Here is a 23,704-nt window from a genome sequence, read left to right as displayed (position 1 = left end):
GGGCTTCAGCAGAAATTCGGCCAGATGTTCCCGTGCCGCATGCACTTTCTTGTTGACTTCGTCATTGCCGAGCTCGATCAGCCAGAGGGCATAGTCCTTGCGCCCTCGATGCCATTCGGGATAATCCTGAGCGACTGACGGCACTGTTGTCGGGTTTTGATGAAGCATTTTTATTCCCTGCCGTGATTAACCGCACGTTTGATAAAGACTTGTATTGACCCACCCTGCGAAACGGAGAGAACTGAACGAACTCCGGTAGAACCGGACCAGAAGAAGTTTTGGCCAGGGCCTTATGGCTCTCGAGGGATGAATGCAATATCAAGAAGAAAGACCTGACCCCATTCGTTCCCCGTCCCCCAAGATATTACAGTGCGACAAGATTGGGTTTGAACAACAGCCCGTGAAGATTCTACCTCGGGACAAGTTTGCTTGCCTTCTGTTCTTTCAACTTCCTTACCCGAATAGCTCTTCCTCGACTAGACGGAATGAGGTTATCTATTTCTGAACATCCTCGATTTCTCATCCGCTCTTCCTTATATAGATCATTGCGCTGAGCATAGTACAGTTCCGCAGGGAAATCAAGCGATTCTCCAATGAAAAGGGCCCAGGATATGTTCCTGGGCCTTGCGGTATTGCGCTCGACTCTCTGCTCCTCCTTATCCGGGTGTGAATAATGGGGGGGCAAATCTTCATTCGTTTACATACTTGCCGACATTGATGATATGACCCCTACAGGGTCTTTTTATTTAAAATAACTCTCTTTTCCAAAAATTTCGCTAATCGGTTTTCCATCCAAATCCGGATTTGTTAAACCAAATAAATTCAAAAATGTAGGCGCAAAATCCATAATGGAAATGGTTCTTCCTATAGCCCCCGGATTGATTCCAGGTCCAATCACAATAAATAATCCCTCTGGTCTATGGTCCCCTGTGCGACAATAAGTATATTTACCTTCAACCATTCCAATTTTTTCTGAAGTCAATTGCAACCAACAAGACTTGTCGTCGGTTACCCCTTTACTGCCTATCAGTTTGTCTTCATTCCATTCCACTAAAAGATCCGGCAAATAGTCAATATACTCGCCCTGGTATAATTCGGAGGTTTTCATGACCCTTTTTACCATCGGCTTGCCGCTATCCCTGTCAACAATATTCAGCAGATCTTCGCTTAATTCTAGGCAAAAATCCGTCAATTCCTTTCCCGGCTTTATTAGCCCGCTTGGCTCCCTTCCTAACAGATTAATCCGGATGCCGCTTACGAGGTTTCCATTTTCATGGGGAAAACACTTGCAATTTTTCAAATCCATCGTGGAAGATATTTGGGGGAGATCTTCCCCTGCCACCCGGTGTCTGGCTAAATTGTATAGAGGTAATAGAGCAGGCTTCAAAGTCGTCTGAATCGGTTTGGGCAGTTTTTGCCATCCCCCGTTTGCAAGACTAATAATGTTATTAATCATCCCTTGTTGCTCGAGGGCAGCGGCGGTAGGATTTTTTTTTAAAAAATTCAACTTCTCCAAAATCTTTTCAAGCAGGAAGTTCCCACCAACATTATGGGCCATCCGATGGGTGGCAAGGAAGAAAACATACGTGTTTTCGTCAACGTGTGCCAAAATCCTTCCAATCGCGCTATCAATGGCTCTATAAACCTCTCGAATCGGATCCCCCGTAAGGGAGACAAATTCTGGATCATAATTAGGGTGAGCCGGGTCGTGAAGATGCCAGCATTGATGACCAGCGCAATGGCCTTCGGTAAATACTTGGGCAAAAAAGCCCCATTCACCTTTATTCAGGTAATGTATGGTAAGCTCACATTTCTTTTTAACACCCTCGATCAATTGATCCCTAAATCTACAGAAATCTTGCGGAGACCTCCTATCAGAGTCACAAGACTTTTCCATCGGATGATTCCCGAACCGCTTGATTACATCCCCCTTTAATTCTCTGGGCCATGTATGAAATCCGTATACTCCATCATGGGATCCCCATTCCGCCAGTTGAATCCCATTCAATCCCTTCGATATCCCTGACAGCGGGATATCCAAGATAGCGACTTTCTCCCCGGCGCTGCTGAGATGGTTCCAGAAGGGTTTCGCCTTGATAAATTCGCCGGGATAACATTTATGGAATTCATACGTTCCCGGATTGATTTGGGTTAAACGGTGAAATCCATGACGTGCAGGCGTCACGCCTGTGTAAAAGGATGGCCATGTGGATCCCTCATACAACCCTTCAACACTTATTGTTTCCCCAACAAGTCCCCTGGCAAGAAGCGAATGCATGGTTGGTAATGTCCCATCCCCGGCCCAGTTTTGGATCAAAAATTTATCCCCTGCATCCATTGCCAGAAATACGATTTTAACGGGGTGTTTCATTCCACCTTCTCCATGGAAATCCTCGAGTTAGTGTTCATTTTCGATTTTTCAAAAACTATGCATCCAACTGCATCTTTTGCAGCCTGAAAACGACTTGTTCCAAAAAACTACTGATCGAAAGTGCCTGGCTCTCTTATTGTTCCAAATATCCTCAAAACGATCATCACGGATATTTCCAAGTACATAGTCATCGATCCATTCGTCGGGACAGAATATTAGATCGCCATTTGGTTTCACAAGCGCTGCACGGAAAGGCGCTATACACCTTTTCCTTAGCCGATAGCTTTCGGAATAGTATTCGTGGATTTCTTTTCCCTGAAGATTTGGGAAAAATATTAATTTTTCCACGTCTATTAATTGGGATATTTCATTGGATAATGCGATGGAATCAATATGTTGAGAAAGGGGGATGCAATGGGCCTTTGCACCAGGAGCTGACCTATCAAGCGTTTTATGAATTGCCGCCTTGTGAACCTTTAATTCTGTCGGAGTAGTAAACCACAGGTGATGGATTCTAAAATAATCAACCTCATCACCGGTTGTTTTTCTTATTAAATTAATGGTCTCTTTCAAATGACCGACAACCAAAGGGTTTACTGTTATATTTACAGTTATTAAAGGCTTTTTAATATTTTTCCTTTTTTTACAGTCCAAAAGATGTTGCATATTTGACATTACTTTTCCGAAATTACCCCGTCCACGCAGTTTATCATGCAGTTCTTCGGGCCCATCGATCGAAAAATTAATGTGGTCAACTCCCAACTCAGCGACTTTTTCAATCTTCTCTTGGTTCAAAAGAGTTCCATTTGTCGTGAATGAGATCGGCAAAGCAAAGCTTTTCACATGGGCCATTATTGTAATAAAATCTTCCCGGATAAAGGGTTCCCCTCCACCAAAATATATATGAGGCCTGTATACCGCCAATTGATTTATTAATTCCAGAATCTCCTCTGTCGTCATTTCTGAATTTTCATATCGATCTCCAATCCCATTTTCCCCGTGGAACCAACACATCTTGCATTTTAAATTACATCGGTTACTCAACTCAATATCGACAGAAATCGGCCCTTTTGAAAAATAATTGGATTGGATAAAATATATCATTCTGAAATATTTATTCAGGTGAGGAAACATAACGCACCATAGGTCATGATTTTATGCCCATTCCTTTCATTCTCCCTGATAGGAATCCCAAAATAAAGCAGATCCTTAATTCATGTTCGAACTTGTTTCTCGAGAAACATACAATTCTCAATACACTCGCAATGATATCCCTCAACATTTTTTTATTTGTAAGAGATTGAATATTAAATAAATTGAAATATTTCATGTCTTTCATAAGAATCCCTTGCAACTCCCCCTCATCAAAGCGCCACTTGCGAAAGTATCTTTTTGATATTTTATCGGCGGAAACACAGTGATAAATGATTGATAAAGGATGATATAATATTATTTCCTTGGCATTTTGCAATCTCTGCAAAAATTCTGTTTCTTCACCACTATACAATTTTCTTGGAATTCTTCCAAGATTTGAATCAAATCGCCCGTATTTTTTGAACATTTCGGATTTTACGGCAAAATTGGCTCCCCATATATTTGGCGAATCCAGGTACGTGACTGAATTACCATAATCCAACAGTCCTAAATAATTATAGAGATTCGGTTTCAGCCATTTCGGCTGGGAAACTTCCCAAATCGGCAGTATCTTCCCACCTACACATGCTACATTATCATTTTCTTTAAATGCTTTTTCGATATTTTGGATCCAATATTTGTCTACTATCACGTCATCATCTGTAAACGCGATAATTTCGCCCCTCGCTTCCTTTATCCCACGGTTACGAGCATGGGAGATCCCCCTTTTTTCCTCGAATACATATCTTATTCTTGATTCATAATGCTTCTGAAATTCTTCAAAAACAAATCGAGTATCATCATCCGAATTGTTATCTACCAAAATAACTTCCCATGATGAATCATCAGGGACCATAGCCTCTCGAAGACTTTTTAGCATTCTTCTCAAGCGTTCGGCTCGATTGTATGTACAAACAAGCACACTAATTTTCATAGTACTCAATATATATCACAATCCGAAAATGCTTCGCAAGGCATGGGCCATAGTGGGCCATAGGTGACCCCTGCTATTCCTTTTGAATATCCTCAAGCTTATCCGGCCTTCCGTTATTATGCGCTGAGCATAGTATAGTTCCGAATTGAAATCAAGCGATTCTCCAATGAAAAAGGCCCAGGATATAATCCCGGGCCTTTACGGTATTCGCTATGTTGAAGCACTGCAGCGTTCAGCGGGGCTTTGCCGTCGTGCTTTTAGCCTTTATCAGTTTGCCGGCAAGTTTATTGAGCGGGTTGTCCCGGGAGAGAATGGGCAGGATGGGCTTTTTCCGGATGCCGAGGGCTTTCATTTCCTTCTTGAGATCGTAATGCCCCCGGTCGTAGCTCAAGCCTTTCGTGAAACTGTCGACGGCTTCTTTCTTCTTTCCCGCGAGGAGAAACGTCCTTCCCAGGTTGAGGTACAGGAAGGGATACACGGTTTTGGCAACGTCAGGATCGGACGTCTTGAACTTGACGATCGCTTTCCTGCAGGACGCGACGCCGCTGAGATGCTTCTTATCGACGACTGCCTTAAGCCAGCCGGTGTAGGAGAGGATGATCGGATGATCCGGGTAGAAGACCAGCGCCTTCAGCAGGACTGAGTAGGCCTGCTTTTGTTCTCCGCTCTTGAGGTGCGCCCGCGCAGCCTTGATGAACTCACCTGCCGTCGTTCTCTCGGAGAATTCGTCCGGGCCGTGGGCCCCGGCGCCTCCGGCAGTCTTTTCCCGTTCCATGGTCATGATGGTAACATATCCCGGCTTTGATATAAATAAAAAAATGGGCCTCCTTATGACGGAAATCGTATTGTCAAGAATTAACCACAGAGCACACAGAGAAATCTTTAATTCTCACAATGACTCAGACTTTTCTTATGGCCTACCACTCTGTGCCCTCTTCTACAGCATTTATTTCGTTTTCTGCATCCTTCACGTCTTGAAGAATGGTCTTTTTGTTGAGTCAGTTGAGAACACAGGTTGCACTGCTCCGCGTTCTCTGTGGTTTGGTAAGAACGAATAAGGCCCGGAATTTTTCCGAGCCTTTACGATATTCCTCTATTATCTTCTCCCTGTCCGGGAGCGTTCATCCCTCCCACTTCTCAACCACATTTCCCTTCTCGTCGAATTTGCACGCCTGCAGGAAGGGATCATGATAAAAGGTGAACCACGCCCCTGCCGCGACGCCGGACTTGATCCATTTCTCTTTCAGGGCGATCGATTCCATGGGAAAGTTGTCGTAGGCCATGACCCAGAGGGGATTGGCGTGGACATGGGTGGGCAGAAGGTCCCCCAGATGGAGCGCGCGCTCGTTCCCTGATTCCAGGCGGACGATCTGGTGGCCCCCGTTGTGGCCGCCCGTGTGAACGACCGTGATGCCCGGCGCGATCTCCGCCTCGCCGCTGACCAGTTCGAGATTCCTGCTTCCTTTCATCGCCTCGATGTTGACGGGCAAATAGGTGTTGATGGACCGGATGTTCGGGTTCAGCACGTCCTCCCACTCTTTCTGCTGGAGGAAATGCTTCGCTTCAGGGAACGTCAGGCTGGGCGTTCCCGCCTCGTCCTGCATGACCACGCCGCCTGCATGATCGAAATCGTAATGGGTCAGGATCACTTTATCGATGTCCTTGCGGTTGATGCCCATGCGGGAAAGATCGGACAGGATCGACCACTCTTCCCTGACGCGGTAGATCTTCTTCTGCTTGTCGGTCAGCTTGTTTCCCAGGCCCGTTTCGATCAGGACCAGGGACGAGGGGGTCCTGACCAGGATCGGCCAGGCATTGAGGCTGATATAGTTTTCATTGTCCGCGGGATATTTCTTCTGCCACAGGACCTTCGGCACGACTCCGAACATGGCCCCGCCGTCCAGCTCGAACCTGCCGCCGTTCAGCCAGGTCAGCTCGAAGTCGCCTATTTTAAAACCGGTCTTCATTTTTTATCCACAGATGACGCAGATTGCGCAGATCAATGCAAATTAAGGCTGGAGCGTCTGATCACAACCCTACGGATTGTTCGAGTTTCATGAACGAAAGACCCCTCGCCCTTGCAAGTGCCGATTTCACAGATTAAACCGCGCTGAAATTACTGGTTTTAAAATCTGCGGCCATCTGCGACATCTGCGGATAGATTGGTTTTTCGCGTCTTCTGAATGTTACTCATACCGAGTAGTTCCATTCGATGACATCGTCACTGCTTCTTCGCATACCCGACCTTCTTCAGCGCCTCTTCGATCTCGTTCAGAGTTGTCGGATCGTCGATGGTGGACGGCATGAGGTAAGGTTCGCTGTCCGCGATCTTCCGCATGGTGCCGCGCAGGATCTTCCCGGAACGGGTCTTGGGAAGGCGCTTCACCACGCAGGTCTCCTTGTACGAGGCGATGGGGCCGATGGTGTCGCGGATCATCTTCGCGAGGTCCTTTTGGATATCCTCTTCGGCGCGGTCCGCGCCCGCCTTCAGCACGCAGAGACCGACCGGCACCTGTCCCTTCAGGTCGTCGTGCACGCCGATGACCGCGCACTCGGCGATGGACTGGTGCGTCGAGACAACCTCCTCCATCTCGCCCGTGGACAGCCGGTGGCCCGCAACATTGATCACGTCGTCCACGCGGCCCATGATGAAGACGTACCCATCCTCGTCGATATACCCCCCGTCACTCGTATAGTAGTAGCCCGGGTAGACCTTGAGATAGGACTCGAGAAAACGCTGGTCCGCCTGCCAGAGCGTGGGCAGCGTGCCCGGGGGGAGGGGAAGCTTGATCGTGACGAGGCCCGTCGACTTCGGCCCAGCCGGCTTGCCATCGGAGTCGAGGATCATGACGTTGAAGCCCGGCACCGGCATGGTGGAAGAGCCCGGTTTGATGGGGAAGGGCTCGATGCCCATGCAGTTCGCGGTGATGGGCCAGCCCGACTCGGTCTGCCACCAGTGGTCGATGACCGGTTTCTTCAGGAGATCGTGCGCCCAGTGGTAGGTGTCCGGATCGAGCCGCTCTCCGGCAAGGAAGAGATACTTGAAGCCCGAGAGGTCGAACTTTTTGATGAACTCGCCCTTTGGATCTTCCTTCTTGATGGCCCGGAACGCCGTGGGAGCCGTGAACAGGACCTTGACGTTGTGCTCGGAGATGACGCGCCAGAACGCCCCGGCATCGGGTGTCCCGACCGGCTTGCCCTCGTACAGGACCGTCGTGCACCCGTGGAGGAGCGGGCCGTAGACGATATAGGAGTGGCCCACGACCCATCCCACGTCCGATGCCGCCCAGTACACGTCGCCGGGCTGGACCCCGTAGATGTGGCGCATGCTCCAGCGGAGCGCAACGGCATGGCCGCCGTTGTCGCGCACCACGCCCTTCGGCTTTCCGGTGGTCCCCGACGTGTACAGGATGTAGAGCGGGTCCGTCGCCTTTACCATCGTGCACTCGACGGGCACGGCCTTTGCCATGAGATCCTCCCAGTCGTGGTCGCGGCCGGGATTGAGAGATGCCTTCACGAAGGGGCGCTGGAAGATCACGCAATGCTTGGGAGCGTGCGATGCCTCTTCGATCGCCTTGTCGAGCATGGGCTTGTATTCCAGCGTTTTCTTCCCTTCGATGGCGCCCGAGGCGGTGACGATCACCTTCGGCTTCGCGTCGTCGATCCTGATCGCCAGCTCGTGGGGCGCGAACCCGCCGAAGACCACGGAGTGGACAGCGCCGAGCCGCGCGCAGGCGAGCATGGAGATGACCGCCTGCGGGATCATCGGCATGTAGATGATGACCGTGTCGCCCTTCCGGACGCCGAGGCCTGCAAGCGCGCCGGCGAAGCGGGAGACCAGGTCGAGCAGCTCCCGGTAGGTGTACTTCCTGATCGTGCCGGTCACGGGGCTGTCGTAGATGAGCGCGGCCTGGTCCGCCCTGCCCGCCATGACGTGGCGGTCGAGCGCGTTGAAGCAGGTGTTCAGCTCCGCGCCCGCGAACCACCGGTAGAACGGCTTTTTCGAATCATCGAGGACCCTGTCCCATTTCCTGCTCCAGGTCACGGCCTCCGCGGCCTGGCCCCAGAAACCCTCGGGATCCTTGATGCTCTTCTGAAACAGATCGTAATACTTCCCCATGATATGCCTCCCCCTTGTGACTTGTGAACGACCATATTATGGCAGGAGCGGGAATCCATCATTCCCGGCCCTCTACATAGGTTGTTGAAAAAGTCCTTTGGCCGTCTTTGCGAGCGGAGCGAAGCAATCTCGCAGTTGGATAAATCAATACGTTTGAGATTGCCGCGTCGCAAAAATACTCCTCGCAATGACGTAAAAGGCGTCTCGCGCAAAACCTCCAAGACGCAAAGAAGGCATTACCTGATAAAACCGTTACATCCTTTGCCTGTGCCTGCACTCGCGTAAGCGCGGCCATAAACTAAGCTCGCAAAAAAAAGACATAATCTCCGGTTTTAAACTTTGCGTCTTTGCGCCTTTGCGCAAAATTTTCTTTCCGTTATTTGCCTGCCAGTCCTTCCGTCATTCCGGCAGGTCCGGAATCTTTCTCTAAGAAAGATTCCCTCCGAGCAGTTCCCGAAGCACGTACTGGAGAATGCCGCCGTGAACATAGTAATCAACCTCGATGGCCGTGTCAATGCGAGAAAGCAGGGTAACCTCCCGGCGTGCCCCGTCCGGCCGCCTGATGATCATGACAACGTCCTGCTGGGGCCTGAGCCTGTTCAAACCCAGGATATCGAACTCCTCGTCCCCCCGGATCCCGAGAGAATCCGCGGAGGCGCCGGACTTGAACTGGAGCGGCAGGATACCCATGCCGACCAGGTTCGAACGATGGATCCGCTCGAAGCTCTTCGCGATGACGGCTCGCACACCCAGCAGCCGGGGCCCTTTGGCGGCCCAGTCGCGCGACGAGCCCGTGCCGTATTCCTCGCCGCCGAACACCACCACAGGCTTTCCCGCGCCGCCGTACCTCATCGCGGCGTCATAGATGGACATCGGCTCGCCAGTTGGCTGGAACAGCGTGACGCCTCCTTCCACGGCCGCGCCATCCGGCTTCGGAGGCACCATGAGGTTCTTGATCCGGACGTTCGCGAAGGTGCCGCGCACCATGACCTCGTGGTTCCCGCGGCGGGTGCCGTAGCTCTGAAATTCGGATTTCGGGACTCCCCGGTCGACAAGGTATTTGCCCGCGGGCGAGGTTTCCTTGATGGAGCCGGCAGGGCTGATATGGTCCGTGGTGAGCGAGTCGCCGAAGATGCCGAGCGTTCGCGCGCCCGTGATATCTCCCGGCCCTTCGGGCTTCATGGAAAAATTACTGAAAAAGGGCGGCTCAGCAATGTAGGTTGAGCGGGGCCAGGGATACACCTCATGGGAGACCGTTGGAATCGCGTCCCATAAAGTGTTGCCCGAGGCAAGGTCAGCGTAGAGTCTGCGGAAGGTTTCCGGGTCAGCGGCATACTTCATGAGCGACGCCACTTCAACGCTGCTCGGCCAGACGTCCCGCAGATAGACAGGCTTGCCGTCGCTGCCAATGCCGAGAGGGTCCTGTTCCGGGTTCCAGAGCACGGTCCCGGCGATGGCAAAGGCCACGACGAGCGGCGGGCTCATCAGGAAGTTCGCACGCAGGTTGGGATGGATCCGCGCCTCGAAGTTGCGGTTGCCCGAAAGCACGGCCGCGCAGACAAGATCGTTCTTCACGATCGCTTCCTCGATCGAGGCGTCCAGCGGGCCGGAATTCCCGATGCAGGTGGTGCAGCCGTAGGCCGCAAGAAAGAAGCCGAGTTTCTCCAGCGGGGCGAGCAGGCCGGCCCTTTGCAGGTACTCCGTCACCACGCGCGAACCCGGCGCAAGGGAGGTCTTTACCCTCTTGTTGATCGAGAGGCCTTTCGCCACGGCCTTTTGGGCGAGGAGCCCCGCTGCGAGCAGCACCGCAGGGTTGGAGGTGTTGGTGCAGGACGTGATGGCCGCGATGATCACGTCTCCATGGCCGACGTCGCTATTGCCCGAGGTCCTGTATCGTTGGGCGAGATCGCCGGACTTCTTCGCGAAGCCGCCTTCAACAGCCGGTTTGATGAAGAGGTCTTCGAACCGGTCCTTCAATTTTGGAACATCGATCCGGTCCTGGGGCCGCCTCGGTCCGGACACGGAAGGCTTGACGGATGCCAGGTCGAACTCGATGGTCCTCGTGTAATCGATCGTGCCCTGCTCGGGCATGCCGAACATGCCCTGGGCCTCAAAGTAAGACCGAAGCGCAGCGACCTCCCTGTCCGTTCGTCCGCTCCAGCGGAAATAGTCGATCGTCTTTTCGTCAACCGGGAAGAAGCCCATGGTCGCGCCGTACTCAGGCGCCATGTTGGAAATGGTGGCGCGGTCGGGCACGGCGAGTGAAACAGCGCCTTTTCCGAAAAATTCGACGAAGGCGCCCACGACCTTATCCTTCCGCAGACGCTCCGTGATCGTGAGCACGAGGTCGGTCGCGGTGACCCCCTCCTGCAGATCACCCGAGAGATGCACGCCAACCACGTCGGGAGTCAGGAAGTAGAGCGGCTGGCCGAGCATGCCCGCCTCAGCCTCGATCCCGCCCACGCCCCACCCCACAACGCCGATGCCGTTGATCATGGTCGTGTGGCTGTCCGTGCCGACGAGCGTGTCCGGGTAGTACAGGCCGTCCCGCTGATGCACGCCGCGGGCAAGATATTCCAGGTTCACCTGGTGCACGATGCCGATGCCCGGCGGTACCACCTTGAAGGTCTTGAACGCCTTCATGCCCCACTTCAGGAACTCATAGCGCTCCCGGTTCCGCTGGAACTCCCTGTCCATGTTCTTTTCGAGCGCGCCGGGTTCACCGGAGCAGTCCACCTGCACCGAATGGTCGATGACCAGATCGACGTGAACGAGGGGCTCGATGATCCCCGGCCGTTTGCCCATGCCAAGGGCCGTGCTGCGCATGGCAGCCAGGTCGCACAAGAGGGGCACGCCGGTGAAGTCCTGGAGCAGGATACGGGAAACGACGAAGGGAATTTCGCGGATGCGGTTCTCGACGGGCGCCCAGGTCGCGAGCTGTTGGACATGTTCTTCGGTGATCTTCCGGTTGTCGCAGTTGCGCAAAACAGACTCGAGCACGATCCTGATCGAGACGGGCAAGCGGGAGATGTTCCTGAGGCCGGACCGCTCCAGGGCCGGAAGGGAATAAAGCTTCCCCTTTGTTCCGCCGCCGGGATCGAAATCGCGGAGAGTTTTAAAGAGATCGTTGTTCAATCGGTATACCGAAAAGAGAAAACCAAGACTTGGACAAACCTGAGAAACAAGGCTGTCTCGCGCAAAGCCGCAAAGACGCAGAGAAAATCATTACTGCTGGTTTAAACCTGAAACGTCCTTAACCTTTATGGGCGAGCTTGGCGCCCTCCGCGAAAAATATTCTTGGTTCGAAACAAGCTATTGCCTTCTTTGCGTCTTTGCGGCTTTGCGCGAAAAAATCTTCCCGGTTCGAAACAGGCTTGTCAGTCAGCCTTCATATCACGTACAGGTCCACATACTCGTTCACCGGCATGGCCTCGAGCCTCCGGCGGTCGAGCGAGACATCGAGGATCGCTTTCTGTTGCTTCGCCGGGAAGCGTCGGCCGAGATTGGTCTTGAACTTCTCGACCAGGACCGGCATGCCTTCGCTGCGCCTGCGGCGGTGTCCGATGGGGTATTCTACCACGACCTCGGGAAGGACCGTGCCGTCGTTCAGCTCGACGGTCAGGCCGTTGGCGATGGAGCGCTTTTCCGGATCATGATAGTCCTTCGTGAACTGCAGGTCCTCGACGCAGGTGATCTTGTCGCGCAGCGCGTCGATGCGCGGGTCGGCCGCAACGCCGTCCTCGTAGTCCTGGGCCGTGAGCCGGCCGAAGATGAGCGGCACGGCGACCATGTACTGGATGCAGTGGTCGCGGTCCGCGGGATTGCTGAGCGGGCCCTTCTTGTCGATGATGCGGATGGCCGCCTCGTGGGTCCGGATGGTGATCTTCCTGATGTCGGCAGCGGTCCTGCCCATCCCCTTCAGCTTTGTATGCAGCATCATGGCGCCTTCGACGGCGGTCTGGGAATGGAACTCCGCCGGGAAGGAGATCTTGAACAGCACCTGCTCCATCACGTAGGAGCCGTAGGGCCGCTGGAACTTGAATTCCTTTCCCCTGAAGAGCGCGTCGTAGAATCCCCATCCCTTGGCGGTCAGCACGCTCGGGATGCCCATCTCCCCCTTGATCGAGAAGAGGGCGAGGCGCACGGCCCGGCTCGTAGCGTCTCCGGCGGCCCAGGACTTGCGCGAGCCGGTGTTCGGCGCATGGCGGTAGGTCCGGAGGGACTGGCCGTCCACGAAGGCCTGCGACACGGCGTTTGCGATCTCGTCCCGCGTGCCTCCCATGAGCCAGGCGCACACGGCGGCCGAAGCCACCTTCACGAGCACCACGTGGTCCAGGCCCACGCGGTTGAAGGCGTTCTCGAGCGCCATCACGCCCTGGATCTCGTGCGCCTTGATCATGGCCTCGAGCACGGTGTTCATGATGAGCGGCTCCTTGCCGTTCGCAATGCGTGTGCGGGAAAGCCAGTCCGCGGTGGCCAGGATGCCGCCGAGGTTGTCCGATGGGTGGCCCCACTCGGCAGCGAGCCACGTATCGTTGAAGTCGAGCCAGCGGACCATTGCGCCGATGTTGAACGCCGCCTGCACGGGATCGAGCCGGAACTGCGTGCCGGGCACCTTGGCCCCGTTCGGGACGATGGTGCCGGGAACGATCGGCCCGAGCAGCTTCGTACAGGCCGGGTAGCCCAGCGCCTCGATGCCGCAGCCGATGGTGTCGATGAGACAGTGCCGGGCAGTCTCGAAGGCCTCATCGGACGTGATCGTGTAATTCTTGACATACTCTGCGATATCGACGAGGACCTTGTCCGGTTCAGGCCGGACGTTGGAGAGGTGGGAACTCATGAAGGGATGTTTCCTTTCTTGAATTGATCGGCATCCTGTAAATAAACGGGACAAGTCTCGCGCAAAGTCGCAAAGAAAGGCCAGATGTATCCTGCCCTTGCTGTTGGTGACTATCTCTCCCTGATCGGCACGTACTTCCGGTCATCGGGGCCGGTATAGTTTGCTGAAGGCCGGATGATCTTGTTGTCAAGCCGCTGCTCGATCACGTGCGCGCCCCATCCCGTGGTCCGCGAGATGACGAAGATCGGGGTGAAGAGCGAGGTGGGCACACCCATCATATGGTAGGCCACCGCGGAATACCAGTCGAGGTTCGCGAACATGTTCTTTTCGCGCTTCATCACCGCTTCGATGCGGTCCGCGATGGAAAACAGGTTCATGTTGCCGCCGTCCTCGCAGAGCCCCCTGGCGATCGCCTTGATCGTCTGGTTCCGGGGATCGCTCACCGTGTACACCGGGTGGCCGAAGCCGATTACGATCTCCTTCCGCGCCACGCGGGCCATGATGTCCGCCTCCGCCTCGTCGGGCGTGCGGTACCGGCGCTGGATCTCGTGGGCTGCCTCGTTCGCGCCCCCGTGCTTCGGCCCCCGGAGGGCGCCGATGGCCCCGGTGATGGCGGAATAGGAGTCCGACAGCGTGCCGGCGATCACACGCGCGGTGAAGGTCGAGGCCGTGAACTCGTGCTCCGCGTAGAGGATCAGGGACTGGTCGAGCGCCTTCTCATGGAGCGGGGAAGGCTTCCGGCCGTGCAGCAGGTGCAGGAAATGGCCGGCCACGGTATCGTCGTCGGTTTCCACGTCGATCCTGCGGCCGTTCTGGCTGTAGTGCCACCAGTACAGGAGCAGGGATCCGAAGGAGGCGATCAGTCGGTCAATGATGTCCCGGGCGCCCGGTATGTTCTGGTCGTCCTTCTCAGGCAGCACGTTGCCGAGGATGGAGCAGCCGGTGCGCATCACGTCCATGGGATGGGCCGATGCCGGAATAAGCTCGAGCACCGTCTTGACCTGGTGGGGCAGGCCGCGCAGCTGCTTCAGCTTCTTGCGGTAGTCCTTCAGCTGCGACTCCGTGGGAAGGTCGCCGTGGATCAGGAGATAGGCGGTCTCCTCGAAGGTCGAGAGCCTCGCCATTTCGATGATGTCGTATCCGCGGTAATGCAGGTCGTTCCCGGTACGGCCCACGGTGCAGACCGCCGAGTTTCCCGCGATCACGCCCGACAGGGCGACGGATTTCTTCACTTTCGGGGCAGCGGGGTCCGCTGCTACTGGTGCGCCGGTATTCGAGCTCATGGTTTGTCCTCCTTAAATTAAAAGCACTGCGTCTCGCTCAAAGACGCAAAGGAAATCTTAAGTCTTAGTTTGACGACCTAATGATTTGGCCTTTCTTTGCGAGCCTGGCGCCTTTGCGCGAAAACGCCATTATTGTTTTTTTATGTTTCCGAAAACCTCGTCAAGCTTCTGCTCAAAGGCATGATACCCGAGATAGTCATAGAGGTCCGCGCGGGTCTGCATCTGGTCGACCACGTTCTTCTGCGTCCCCTCCTTCCGGATGGCGCCGTACACGGCGAGGGCCGCCTTGCTCATGGCGCGGAACGCGGACAGGGGGTAAAGGGCCAGGGACACGTCCGCCGAGCGAAGCTCCTCGACAGTGAAGAGCGGGGTGGAGCCGAACTCGGTGATGTTGGCCAGGACCGGGACCTTGACTGCCTGTGCGAATTTCTTGTACGTTGCGAGGTCTTTCACGGCTTCCGGAAAGATCATGTCCGCGCCGGCCTCGACGCAGGCAACGGCCCGGTCGATCGCCGCATCGACTCCCTCGACGGCGATGGCATCGGTCCGCGCCATGATGACGAAGGCGGGATCTGTCCTGGCGTCGACGGCGGCCTTTATGCGGTCCACCATCTCTTCCTTCGGCACGATCGCCTTGCCCGGCCGGTGGCCGCAGCGCTTCGCCTGCACCTGGTCCTCGATGTGGACGGCCGCGGCGCCGAACTTGATCATGGACCTGATCGTGCGCGCTATGTTGAAAGCGCCGCCCCAGCCCGTGTCGATGTCGACCAGGACGGGAAGGCTCGAGATGTCCGTGATCCTCCGGACGTCGGTCAGCACGTCGTCCATAGTGCTGATGCCGAGATCGGGAACGCCGAGCGAACTCGCGGCAACGCCGCCGCCCGAGACGTAGAGCGCCTTGAACCCGGAGCGCTCGGCGAGCCGAGCGGCATAGGCATTGATCGCGCCGACCACCTGCAGTGGCTTCTCCTCGTTGATCGCCGCCCGGAAGCGGGCGCCTGCTGAGTTCTGTTTCGTCATGCTGAGATCCTCCCCGGAGAATAAGGCCGCTCCCTTTCCATCTGAAATCGGGATGGCGCTATACGGACAATGCGACAGAACAAGCTACTATATGTTTCCTTACTCTCCGAAGTCAAGCGGTAATCGGACGCCCGATGGCGGGAGTGGAGCCCCCTCGGGCAGGAGCCGGAGGCTCCCTAATAATAGCGACCTCCCGCGGGTTACGACGCATTCCACCCGGCAGAAGCCGGGGAATTGCAAGTCGCGGGATTGACCGGGGAACGCTTAATGCATAATAGTAAGAGCAAGTATCGTTCCAGAAGGCCTCAGGGTAAATGAAAAATCATTAAACGGCCGAAATACAGAGCATTTGAAGGGATGAGTATAGCGTACGCGGATGCGGCGTTCATGCAAGAATGTTCATGTTTGAAAATATTTGCACGCAGGTTATTTCATTTCAATTTCTATGGCATAATGGATATCAAGTCCCAGCTTGATGTATGCAGGGACGGACGGAACCAAAAAACCGTCTCTCGCGGAGCACGCGGAGGACGCAGAGAAGGATTCAAGGCCAAGGTTTCAAGTCTCAGGATTCAAGATCCGAACTCTGCGCCGCTGCGATAGACAGCATTCCCCTGTCTTGTCGTGGTCAGGTTTTCCCCGGCATCCACTGCGTCCTCAGTGGTGAAGGTGGAGAAGGATGCTGACTCTACGGTTTTGAATCCAAGGGGGTATCGCCAACATGAAGGCCTCGGACCTGCTGGTCAAATGCCTCGAGAATGAGGGAGTGGAGTATATCTTCGGCATCCCGGGCGAAGAGACGCTTGACCTCATGGAATCGCTCAGGACCTCGAAGATACGGTTCATCGTCACCCGCCATGAGCAGGCTGCTGCCTTCATGGCCGATGCGTACGGCAGGCTCACGGGCAGGGCCGGCGTCTGCCTGGCGACCCTGGGACCGGGCGCCACGAATCTCCTGACCGGCGTTGCCGATGCCTATCTCGATGCCTCGCCCGTGGTTGCGATCACGGGCCAGGCGGACCTCAAGCGGATCCACAAGGAGTCGCACCAGTACATCAATATCGTCGAGATGTGCGAGAGCGTGACCAAATGGAACGGCCGGATCGAGACGCCCGAGGTCATCCCCGAGATGGTCCGGAAGGCCTTCAAGCTCGCCGAAGCGGAAAAGCCCGGCCCCACGCACCTCGAGCTTCCCGAGAACATTGCATCCATGAAGGTCTACGACATGTATGCCGCGATGATACCGCCCATCAGGGCGAGGAGGAGCTCGCCTGACCGGCAGTCCCTCCGGAAGGCCGCCGACCTGATCGAGGCGGCCGAGTTTCCCGTGATCCTGGCCGGCCACGGCGTCGTGCGCAAGGGCGCGAACGCCCAGCTCCGGCAGTTCGCCGAACTGCTCTGCATCCCCGTGGTCACGACCTTCATGGGCAAGGGGGCGCTCAGCGCAAAGAGCCCCTCCTGCATCGGCGCCATCGGCCTGGCGAACGACCGCCAGATCGGGGACGTATTCAAGCGGGCCGACCTCATCATCGCCGTCGGGTACGGGCTCGTCGAGTATGCGCCGAAGAACTGGAACCCCGGGCTCGACAAGAAGATCATCCATATTGACTTCACGTCGAGCGAGGTCGACCTCCACTACGTGCCCGAGGTCGAGATCGTTTCCGACATCCGGGAGAGCGTGGAGCTCCTCGAGGGCATGCTCAGCACGAACAAGAAGAGCCAGTGCGCCATCGATCTCCACGCCGGCTTCCGCGACGAGTTCGAGCGCATCGGGTCGCAGAAGACCTGGCCGATCCGGCCCCCGCAGGTGCTGTACGGCATCAGAAAGGTGCTCGGCGACTCCGACATCCTTGTCTCGGACGTGGGCACGTGCAAGTTCTGGGCGGCTAAATTCTACCCCGTCTATGACAACAACACCTTCATCCTGTCGAACGGCTTCGCATCCATGGGATTCTCGCTCCCCACGGCTGTGGCGGCCAAGCTCCTGCATCCGGAACGCAAGGTCGTCGCACTCTCGGGCGATGGAGGCTTCCTGATGAACCTGCAGGACCTCGAGACCGCGGTCCGGATGAAGCTGGGCATGGCGATCGTCGTCTTCAACGACGGCGGATACAACCTCATCAAGTGGAAGTCGACGAACAAGTTCGGTACGTCCTTTGGCGTCGACTTCGCGAACCCCGACTTTGTCAAGGTTGCAGAGGGCTTCGGCGCAATGGGCCTGCGTCTCACGAAAAACGATGACTTCACCTCCCTGCTCCGCGATGCTTTGACCAGGGACGTGCCCGTCATCATCGATGTCCCCATCGATTATTCGGACAATGAGCTGATCTATAAGCTGCTTTAGAAGTGAAAGTATTTTTCTGCCTCATTCCGGACGTGACCCGGAATCCGGGACTCATCGCAAAGAAACTGGATTCCCGATCGGAGCATTCGGGAATGATGAATGCCTCCAGGGCACCAATTCGTTGAAATTCCTGTATGGAAGCTTCGTCTTATGATATAGTTTCACGTGAAATGAACTGCTGCAATTGACATCATGGCATGAGGATGCCGGGTTCGCGTTCCGGCCCGGCACGATTCTGCTACTTCATTATATAAGGAGAGAAAAACATGGCTAAGGCGAAAAAAGCGGCAGCGAAGAAATCCAGGAAGGCGGCAATCAAGCGTACCGCGAAGGCCGTGGCATTGGCGAAGACATCCGCGGCCCCCGCGTATACCGTCCATACCGCGAAGGAGATCACGGCCACGTTTGATGACCGCATCGGGCTGACCGCGAAAGTGGCCGCGGCCGTTGCCGCGGAGAACGTGAACATCCTGGCGGCAACCGGATACTCGGCAAGCGGCTTCCGCGACAAGGCCACGTTCACGCTGATCGTGGACGACCTCGTAAAGGCGGAAAAGGCTCTTGACAGGATCGGGGCTCTCGAGATCCACGAATCGTCGGTGCTCATGGTAGAAACGCCGAACAAGCCGGGGTCGCTGGAGAGGATAGCGAAGGTCATCGCAGAGGCGGGCATCAATATCTATTATTTTTACGCCACGACAAGCTCAGGGAAGACGGCAACTTCGGTGATCAAGACCGCCGACGACAAGATGGCGCTCAAAGTTCTGCGGAATGCGTAACGTAACCTACAGCTTTATCTTGTGCTTCCTCATTTTGTAATACAGGTTCCTGACTGCCGTGCCGAGGAGCTGCGCAGCCTGTTCGCGGTTTCCCTTGGCTTCGTGAAGCGCGCGCTCGATCGCCGCTTTCTCGGCCTCGGCGATCGCCTGGCTCAGGGGCACGACCGGTCCCGGCGCGGTGCCGAGGATGATCCGGCCGATCCGTTCGCTTTCGAAGAGCGGCAGGTGCATTGCCTCGATGGTCCTGTCCGCGGGTTTCATGTTGATCATGGCGCGCCCGATCACGCTCTCGAGCTCCCGCACGTTTCCGGGCCAGGGATATCCCTTCAGAGCCTCCATTGCCCCGTTGCTGATCCGCTCCACCTGCCGTCCGTAGTCCTTGTTCAGCCTGATGAGCAGATGGTTCGCGATCAGGGGGATGTCGTCGCTGATGTCCCGGAGCGGCGGGATCCGGATGGGCAGCACGTTCAGGCGGTAGTATAGGTCCTCGCGGAAGGTGCGGTCCCTGACCATCTGCTCCAGGTTCGCGTTGGTCGCCGCAATGACCCGCACGTCCACAGGGAGCGGAACGGTGCTGCCGACCTTCATGATCTCCTTTTCCTGCAATACGCGAAGAAGCTTCTTCTGGAGCGGCGACGCGATCTCGCCGATCTCATCCAGGAAGATGGTCCCCCTGCCCGCCTCCTCGAAAAGGCCACGCTTGCCCCCCTTGACCGCGCCGGTGAAGGCGCCCTCCTCGTAGCCGAAGAGCTCGCTTTCCAGCAGGCTCTCGGGCAGGGCCGCGCAGTTCACGCGCACGAACTGGCCCCTGCTCCTGCGGCTCGCGTTGTGGATCGCGTGGGCAAAGAGCTCCTTGCCGGTCCCGCTCTCTCCGCGCAAAAGTACCGTGGCAGGCGTCTCGGCCGCGCGCATGGCCATGTCCTTGGCCTGCGCCAGCGACGCGCTCGCACCCACGATGTCGTCCCAGGTATAGCGCGCCTCGATGCGTCGAATGAGCTTCCGCGCATTGGCAAGCTCCTCGGTAAGGCCCATGATCTCGGAGATGTCGTGGATCACGCCGACGCTGCCGCGGACCCTGTTGTCGATGAGGATCGGGGCAACGTTGACGATGACCTCCTTCCGTGCAGGCCCGACCCGCATCCGGACATTACGGACGGGCCTGCCCGTTTTGAGGATCTGCAGATGCATGCTCTCGCCTTCCGCGATATCGACGGTCACGGGTTTGTTGACGACCTCGTCCCGGTGCAGCCCCGTGATGCGGGTATAGGCGCGATTGATGATGATGGTGTTGCCGTTCTCGTCGGCGACGGAAATGGCGTCTTCCGTGGCATCGATCACCGCCTCGAGCAGGTTGCGCGCCGACCATAGGTCCGACACCCGCTCCGTCAGGGCCTTGATCTCGGACACGTCGCGGAACACCGCCGCAGCGCCGACGAGCCGGCCCGCCTCATCGCGCAGGGGAACGCGGTTCGTGATGATGGCGGCCTGGCCGATGGTCTGCTGCTGGTTGAGTTCGGCTTCGCCCGTGGAGAGAATGAGCGGGAGGCGCGTGTTGGGGATGACGTCGGCCGCCTTCCGGCCGATGACAGCGGAGGCCTTGAGGCCGGTGATTCGCTCTGCGGCCTTATTGAAGAGCGTGACCAGGCCATCCTGATCGATGGCGATCATCCCGTCGTGGGTCGAGTCCAGTATGATCTCGATGCTCTTGTTCATAAGGATTGTTAACCACGGATGTACACGGGTTCGACTTTCAGGACCCGCGGTTTATGATTTTTTCAAGCGCCGGCGATCTTCTGTTTGACGAATGTTTCCAGGTTTTTTATCTGCGCCCGCAGCTTCTCGAATTCCCTGAAGTGCAGCGACTGGGGGCCGTCGGAAAGGGCGTGTTCGGGGTCGGGATGGACCTCGACCATCACGCCCTGCGCGCCTGCGACGACCGATGCCAGAGCCATGGGGCCGACGAGATTTCTCTTGCCCGTGGCGTGGCTCGGATCGAAGATGACCGGCAAATGGGTCCTCTCCTTCACGAGCGGTATGATGGCGAGGTCGGCCGTGTTCCGCGTCGCGGTCTCGAAGGTGCGGATGCCGCGCTCGCAGAGAATGACGTTCGGGTTGCCGCCGAGCAGGATGTACTCAGCGGAGCCGAGCCATTCCTCGACCGTCCCCGAGAGTCCCCGCTTCAGGATGACCGGTTTCCTGATCTTGCCGACCTCGGTCAGGAGATCGAAGTTCTGCATGTTCCGCGCGCCGACCTGGAGGATGTCCACATGATCGGCTACGAGGCCGACATGCTCCGGGCTCACGACCTCGGTCACGACCAGGAGGCCCGTCTCTTTCCTGACCTCGTCGAGCAGCTCCAGCCCGCCCTCGCGCAGACCCTGAAAGCTGTGCGGGCTTGTCCGCGGTTTGTACGCGCCGCCGCGGAGCACGGGAACGCCCGTCTTCCTGAGCAGGCGCGCCGTCTTCATGAGCTGGTCCCTGCTCTCGACCGCGCAGGGTCCTGCGATCACGAGGAAGGGCGACGTGCCGCCGACCCGGACCTTTCCGCCCAGCGTCACGACCGAATCGCGGGGATGGAAGTCCCGGCTCACAAGCTTGTAGGGCTTGGTCACATGGATGATCTCCAGGATCGCCTTGATGCCCCGGAGCGGTGCGTCGTTCACCCTGCCCTGGTTGCCGATGATCCCGATGGCCGTACGCTCGGCCCCCGGGATCGCGACGGGCTTCAGCCCCATGGAAGTTATCGTCTTTTTCACCAGTGCGACGTCCTTGTCTGTGGCCCAGTGGTGCATCACGATAAGCATGAAGAGCTCCTTGAGAATTCGTCATTCCCGCGAAAGCGGGAATCCAGAGTCTAATTCTTTAGACCAAAGCCGCTGGATTCCAGGTCTCGCCCGGAATGACAGATTAATGCGATGTCTACTTCTTCTCCCGTTTCCTGCGTTCGGTGATCGTCTCGCCGCCGATGCCCCAGTTGTCCGTTTCCACTTCCTCGATGACCACGACCGTGGTCTGGGGGTTCTTCCCCAGGATGTCATGGAGCATCCTGGTCGTCCCCTCGATGAGGCGTTTCTTCTGTTCGGCGGTTGCGCCTTCCCTGGTGATCTTGATATTGACGTACGGCATGAGAACCTCCCTGGTTTCCGTCAGTGCGTGCGACCGGAGGGAGCGCGGCAATCCCCACCACGAATCCGGGATTGCATCCTTGCTGCTCCCGCCGCACTGACCGTCGAATGGATTTACTCCCGCAGTTTCATCAACGTTCCGCAGGAGAAACAGCGATAGCAGGAGCAGCCGTCCAGCGTCCCCATGAATACATAATGGGGCTTTCCGCACTCACAGTGCAAGAGCAGATCCGCTACCCCGTTATTCTTCAGCGTCGCGAGCGCCGGGATGGAGACGGCGGATGCCAGCAGGACCCAGACCGTGCCGAGCCCCCATCCCCACCAGTCCATCTGCGTTCCGAAGAACAGCACGAAGGCGAGCACAAACGGCACCAGGACCAGCTGGATCGCGAAACGGGATATGAGCTTCCTGTTCCGGTCCGGCGTATCGATCCCCGCGAACAGGTCGACAAGCTTCCCTGCCGCTTCGTCCGTCAGTCTCCGGCCGCATTGCGTGCAGGCGACCTTCGCATACACCGCCGCGTCGCCGCCTGCGTCCGTCTTCAGGCCGTGCGACCAGCCCTCATAGCGCGGCATGCCGGTAAACCGGCACTGCGCGCACGTCAGCTCAACATCCCATCCATAGGTATTGCGGAGGGTGCTTCTGGGAACAGAGAGGGTCATATGGGCAGCCTGATTTTATACCGCAAGGCGAACATCCGCAACAGAAATGTAACCGAGATGCAGACGACGGCGGCGAAAATATCGTTGGCCGTGACGTCCATCGCAATGAGGTAGCACCAGGCGCCGATGAAGGCGCACGTGGCATACAGCTCCGTGCGCTGGAACACGTAGGGGATCTCATTGCAGATGATGTCGCGCATCACACCGCCGAAGACCCCCGTTGTCACGCCCAGCAGCGAGGCGATGAACGGGTTGAAGCCGGCCTGATGGGCGAGCGAGGCCCCCGTTGCGCTGAAGAGGCCCAAGCCGAGCGCGTCGAGCACGAGCACCGTCGTCATCGACCTTCTGTGCTCCGTCACGTGTCTCGTGATGGACCCGCCGAGCAAGGACAGGCCCAGAAAGATGATCGGGTACCAGTAGTGCTGGACCCAGAAGAGCGGGCGCCTGTCCAGGATGAAATCGCGCAGCGTGCCGCCGCCGAAGGCGGTTATCATCGCCACGGCATAGATGCCGACGATGTCCATGCCCTTCTTGCGCGCCTCGATGATGCCCGACAGCGCAAAGGCGAAGGTCCCGATGATCTCGATGGTTTTAACGAGCGTGTTCATCAGATGATATTCTTGTCCTCGGAATAGGCCTCGGGGCTCACCTTGAAGTCAAGGATCTGCCAGAGGCCCCCCTGTTTGATGAGCAAGACCTGGATCTCGGCCGTCCCTGTCTCGAAATTGACCGTCGCGGTATAATCGGCCGTGACCTCGTACCCGTACCGGAGCGAGATGGCTATGGTGGATTCGCCGGTGGAGCCTTGATAGGCCTCAAACTTCCCCAGTTCGTGGAGCGAATCAAAGTATTCCCCGACTTCGTCGTAGTCCAGGCCGCTGTCGAACTCAGGGCTGGCCCGTTTCCTCAGTTCCTCGATGTCCCAGTCGGCGGCGATAGCGGGGACGGCAGCGTCAACATACGCCTTGCTCTCTTTGTCCAGCTTCTTACCGATCAGGTAGAGGGCACCAAACGTGGTCGCAAGAACCACGATCAGCACGAGGAAGAGGTAGCCCAGTATGGTAATCGTCTTTTTCACGCGTGATGATCCT

The 23,704-nt window shown here is 56.7% G+C and carries 18 protein-coding genes; 2 read left to right on the top strand and 16 right to left on the bottom strand.

Features of this window, described 5'->3' with window-relative positions; translation table 11 throughout:
* Positions 1 to 742: 742 nt before the first annotated feature.
* The 10 genes from VL197_08950 to prpB all read right to left on the bottom strand — a co-directional run bounded on the left by VL197_08950 (position 743) and on the right by prpB (position 15,702).
* Positions 743 to 2,371 (bottom strand): alkaline phosphatase family protein, encoded by a 1,629-nt coding sequence (locus VL197_08950; GenBank protein HUJ18108.1) that lies wholly within the window; start codon positions 2,369 to 2,371, stop codon positions 743 to 745.
* A 48-nt stretch (positions 2,372 to 2,419) separates the two neighbouring features.
* Positions 2,420 to 3,505: a radical SAM protein gene (locus tag VL197_08945; GenBank protein HUJ18107.1), complete on the bottom strand. Its 1,086-nt coding sequence runs from the start codon at positions 3,503 to 3,505 to the stop codon at positions 2,420 to 2,422.
* Positions 3,506 to 3,518: 13 nt separating this feature from the next.
* Entirely contained in the window at positions 3,519 to 4,439 is a 921-nt protein-coding gene (locus VL197_08940; GenBank protein HUJ18106.1) for a glycosyltransferase, read from the bottom strand.
* Between the two features lie 232 nt (positions 4,440 to 4,671).
* Positions 4,672 to 5,220, bottom strand: coding sequence for a hypothetical protein (locus VL197_08935; protein ID HUJ18105.1), 549 nt, complete (start codon positions 5,218 to 5,220; stop codon positions 4,672 to 4,674).
* Between the two features lie 340 nt (positions 5,221 to 5,560).
* Positions 5,561 to 6,406, bottom strand: a complete 846-nt coding sequence (locus VL197_08930) for an MBL fold metallo-hydrolase (GenBank protein ID HUJ18104.1) — start codon at positions 6,404 to 6,406, stop codon at positions 5,561 to 5,563.
* Between the two features lie 254 nt (positions 6,407 to 6,660).
* Positions 6,661 to 8,559 (bottom strand): propionyl-CoA synthetase, encoded by a 1,899-nt coding sequence (locus VL197_08925; protein HUJ18103.1) that lies wholly within the window; start codon positions 8,557 to 8,559, stop codon positions 6,661 to 6,663.
* A 426-nt stretch (positions 8,560 to 8,985) separates the two neighbouring features.
* The gene (gene acnA, locus VL197_08920) at positions 8,986 to 11,694 is read right to left on the bottom strand and encodes an aconitate hydratase AcnA (protein HUJ18102.1); all 2,709 of its coding nucleotides are present in this window, start codon (positions 11,692 to 11,694) and stop codon (positions 8,986 to 8,988) included.
* Between the two features lie 253 nt (positions 11,695 to 11,947).
* Positions 11,948 to 13,399, bottom strand: coding sequence for a bifunctional 2-methylcitrate dehydratase/aconitate hydratase (locus tag VL197_08915; GenBank protein HUJ18101.1), 1,452 nt, complete (start codon positions 13,397 to 13,399; stop codon positions 11,948 to 11,950).
* Between the two features lie 110 nt (positions 13,400 to 13,509).
* A complete protein-coding gene (gene prpC / locus VL197_08910) occupies positions 13,510 to 14,682 on the bottom strand; it encodes a 2-methylcitrate synthase (protein HUJ18100.1) in 1,173 nt (390 codons plus the stop codon).
* A gap of 129 nt (positions 14,683 to 14,811) precedes the next feature.
* Positions 14,812 to 15,702 (bottom strand): methylisocitrate lyase, encoded by an 891-nt coding sequence (gene prpB / locus VL197_08905; GenBank protein ID HUJ18099.1) that lies wholly within the window; start codon positions 15,700 to 15,702, stop codon positions 14,812 to 14,814.
* 721 nt (positions 15,703 to 16,423) lie between these two features.
* On the opposite strand from prpB, the gene VL197_08900 reads away from it, so the two are divergent.
* Both VL197_08900 and VL197_08895 read left to right on the top strand, forming a co-directional pair.
* Positions 16,424 to 18,046 carry an acetolactate synthase large subunit gene (locus VL197_08900; protein HUJ18098.1) on the top strand — a complete coding sequence of 541 codons (1,623 nt, stop codon included), beginning with the start codon at positions 16,424 to 16,426 and terminating at the stop codon, positions 18,044 to 18,046.
* 266 nt (positions 18,047 to 18,312) lie between these two features.
* On the top strand, positions 18,313 to 18,825 hold the full coding sequence (locus tag VL197_08895; protein HUJ18097.1) for a hypothetical protein: 513 nt from the start codon (positions 18,313 to 18,315) through the stop codon (positions 18,823 to 18,825).
* 6 nt (positions 18,826 to 18,831) lie between these two features.
* Here VL197_08895 and VL197_08890 read toward each other — a convergent pair whose 3' ends face one another.
* The 6 genes from VL197_08890 to VL197_08865 form a co-directional block, all read right to left on the bottom strand.
* On the bottom strand, positions 18,832 to 20,538 hold the full coding sequence (locus VL197_08890; protein ID HUJ18096.1) for a sigma-54-dependent Fis family transcriptional regulator: 1,707 nt from the start codon (positions 20,536 to 20,538) through the stop codon (positions 18,832 to 18,834).
* Positions 20,539 to 20,600: 62 nt separating this feature from the next.
* Positions 20,601 to 21,629, bottom strand: a complete 1,029-nt coding sequence (gene aroF / locus VL197_08885; GenBank protein ID HUJ18095.1) for a 3-deoxy-7-phosphoheptulonate synthase — start codon at positions 21,627 to 21,629, stop codon at positions 20,601 to 20,603.
* 115 nt (positions 21,630 to 21,744) lie between these two features.
* Positions 21,745 to 21,951 (bottom strand): 4-oxalocrotonate tautomerase family protein, encoded by a 207-nt coding sequence (locus VL197_08880; GenBank protein HUJ18094.1) that lies wholly within the window; start codon positions 21,949 to 21,951, stop codon positions 21,745 to 21,747.
* A 113-nt stretch (positions 21,952 to 22,064) separates the two neighbouring features.
* On the bottom strand, positions 22,065 to 22,613 hold the full coding sequence (locus VL197_08875) for a hypothetical protein (protein HUJ18093.1): 549 nt from the start codon (positions 22,611 to 22,613) through the stop codon (positions 22,065 to 22,067).
* On the bottom strand, positions 22,610 to 23,221 hold the full coding sequence (locus VL197_08870) for a trimeric intracellular cation channel family protein (GenBank protein HUJ18092.1): 612 nt from the start codon (positions 23,219 to 23,221) through the stop codon (positions 22,610 to 22,612). Before VL197_08870 ends, VL197_08875 begins: the two co-directional genes overlap by 4 nt.
* Complete coding sequence (locus VL197_08865; protein HUJ18091.1) at positions 23,221 to 23,691, bottom strand: hypothetical protein; 471 nt, start codon at positions 23,689 to 23,691, stop codon at positions 23,221 to 23,223. The genes VL197_08870 and VL197_08865 overlap by 1 nt, the downstream gene beginning before the upstream one ends.
* Between the last annotated feature and the right edge of the window lie 13 nt (positions 23,692 to 23,704).

Source organism: Nitrospirota bacterium (genome assembly GCA_035516965.1).
Taxonomy (GTDB): Bacteria; Nitrospirota; UBA9217; order UBA9217; family UBA9217; genus MHEA01.
Note: the sequence above shows the minus strand (reverse complement) of the source record. Positions and strands in the feature narration are given on the sequence as shown.

Excerpts from the sequence above, each read along its gene's own strand:
- VL197_08890 (HUJ18096.1), bottom strand. The coding sequence starts at position 20,538 with ATGAACAAGAGCATCGAGATCATACTGGACTCGACCCACGACGGGATG.
- VL197_08925 (HUJ18103.1), bottom strand. The coding sequence starts at position 8,559 with ATGGGGAAGTATTACGATCTGTTTCAGAAGAGCATCAAGGATCCCGAG.
- VL197_08935 (HUJ18105.1), bottom strand. The coding sequence starts at position 5,220 with ATGACCATGGAACGGGAAAAGACTGCCGGAGGCGCCGGGGCCCACGGC.
- VL197_08915 (HUJ18101.1), bottom strand. The coding sequence starts at position 13,399 with ATGAGTTCCCACCTCTCCAACGTCCGGCCTGAACCGGACAAGGTCCTC.
- VL197_08875 (HUJ18093.1), bottom strand. The coding sequence starts at position 22,613 with ATGACCCTCTCTGTTCCCAGAAGCACCCTCCGCAATACCTATGGATGG.
- prpC (HUJ18100.1), bottom strand. The coding sequence starts at position 14,682 with ATGAGCTCGAATACCGGCGCACCAGTAGCAGCGGACCCCGCTGCCCCG.
- VL197_08945 (HUJ18107.1), bottom strand. The coding sequence starts at position 3,505 with ATGTTTCCTCACCTGAATAAATATTTCAGAATGATATATTTTATCCAA.
- VL197_08940 (HUJ18106.1), bottom strand. The coding sequence starts at position 4,439 with ATGAAAATTAGTGTGCTTGTTTGTACATACAATCGAGCCGAACGCTTG.
- VL197_08895 (HUJ18097.1), top strand. The coding sequence starts at position 18,313 with ATGGCTAAGGCGAAAAAAGCGGCAGCGAAGAAATCCAGGAAGGCGGCA.
- VL197_08900 (HUJ18098.1), top strand. The coding sequence starts at position 16,424 with ATGAAGGCCTCGGACCTGCTGGTCAAATGCCTCGAGAATGAGGGAGTG.
- VL197_08930 (HUJ18104.1), bottom strand. The coding sequence starts at position 6,406 with ATGAAGACCGGTTTTAAAATAGGCGACTTCGAGCTGACCTGGCTGAAC.
- VL197_08880 (HUJ18094.1), bottom strand. The coding sequence starts at position 21,951 with ATGCCGTACGTCAATATCAAGATCACCAGGGAAGGCGCAACCGCCGAA.
- VL197_08950 (HUJ18108.1), bottom strand. The coding sequence starts at position 2,371 with ATGAAACACCCCGTTAAAATCGTATTTCTGGCAATGGATGCAGGGGAT.
- aroF (HUJ18095.1), bottom strand. The coding sequence starts at position 21,629 with ATGCTTATCGTGATGCACCACTGGGCCACAGACAAGGACGTCGCACTG.
- prpB (HUJ18099.1), bottom strand. The coding sequence starts at position 15,702 with ATGACGAAACAGAACTCAGCAGGCGCCCGCTTCCGGGCGGCGATCAAC.
- VL197_08870 (HUJ18092.1), bottom strand. The coding sequence starts at position 23,221 with ATGAACACGCTCGTTAAAACCATCGAGATCATCGGGACCTTCGCCTTT.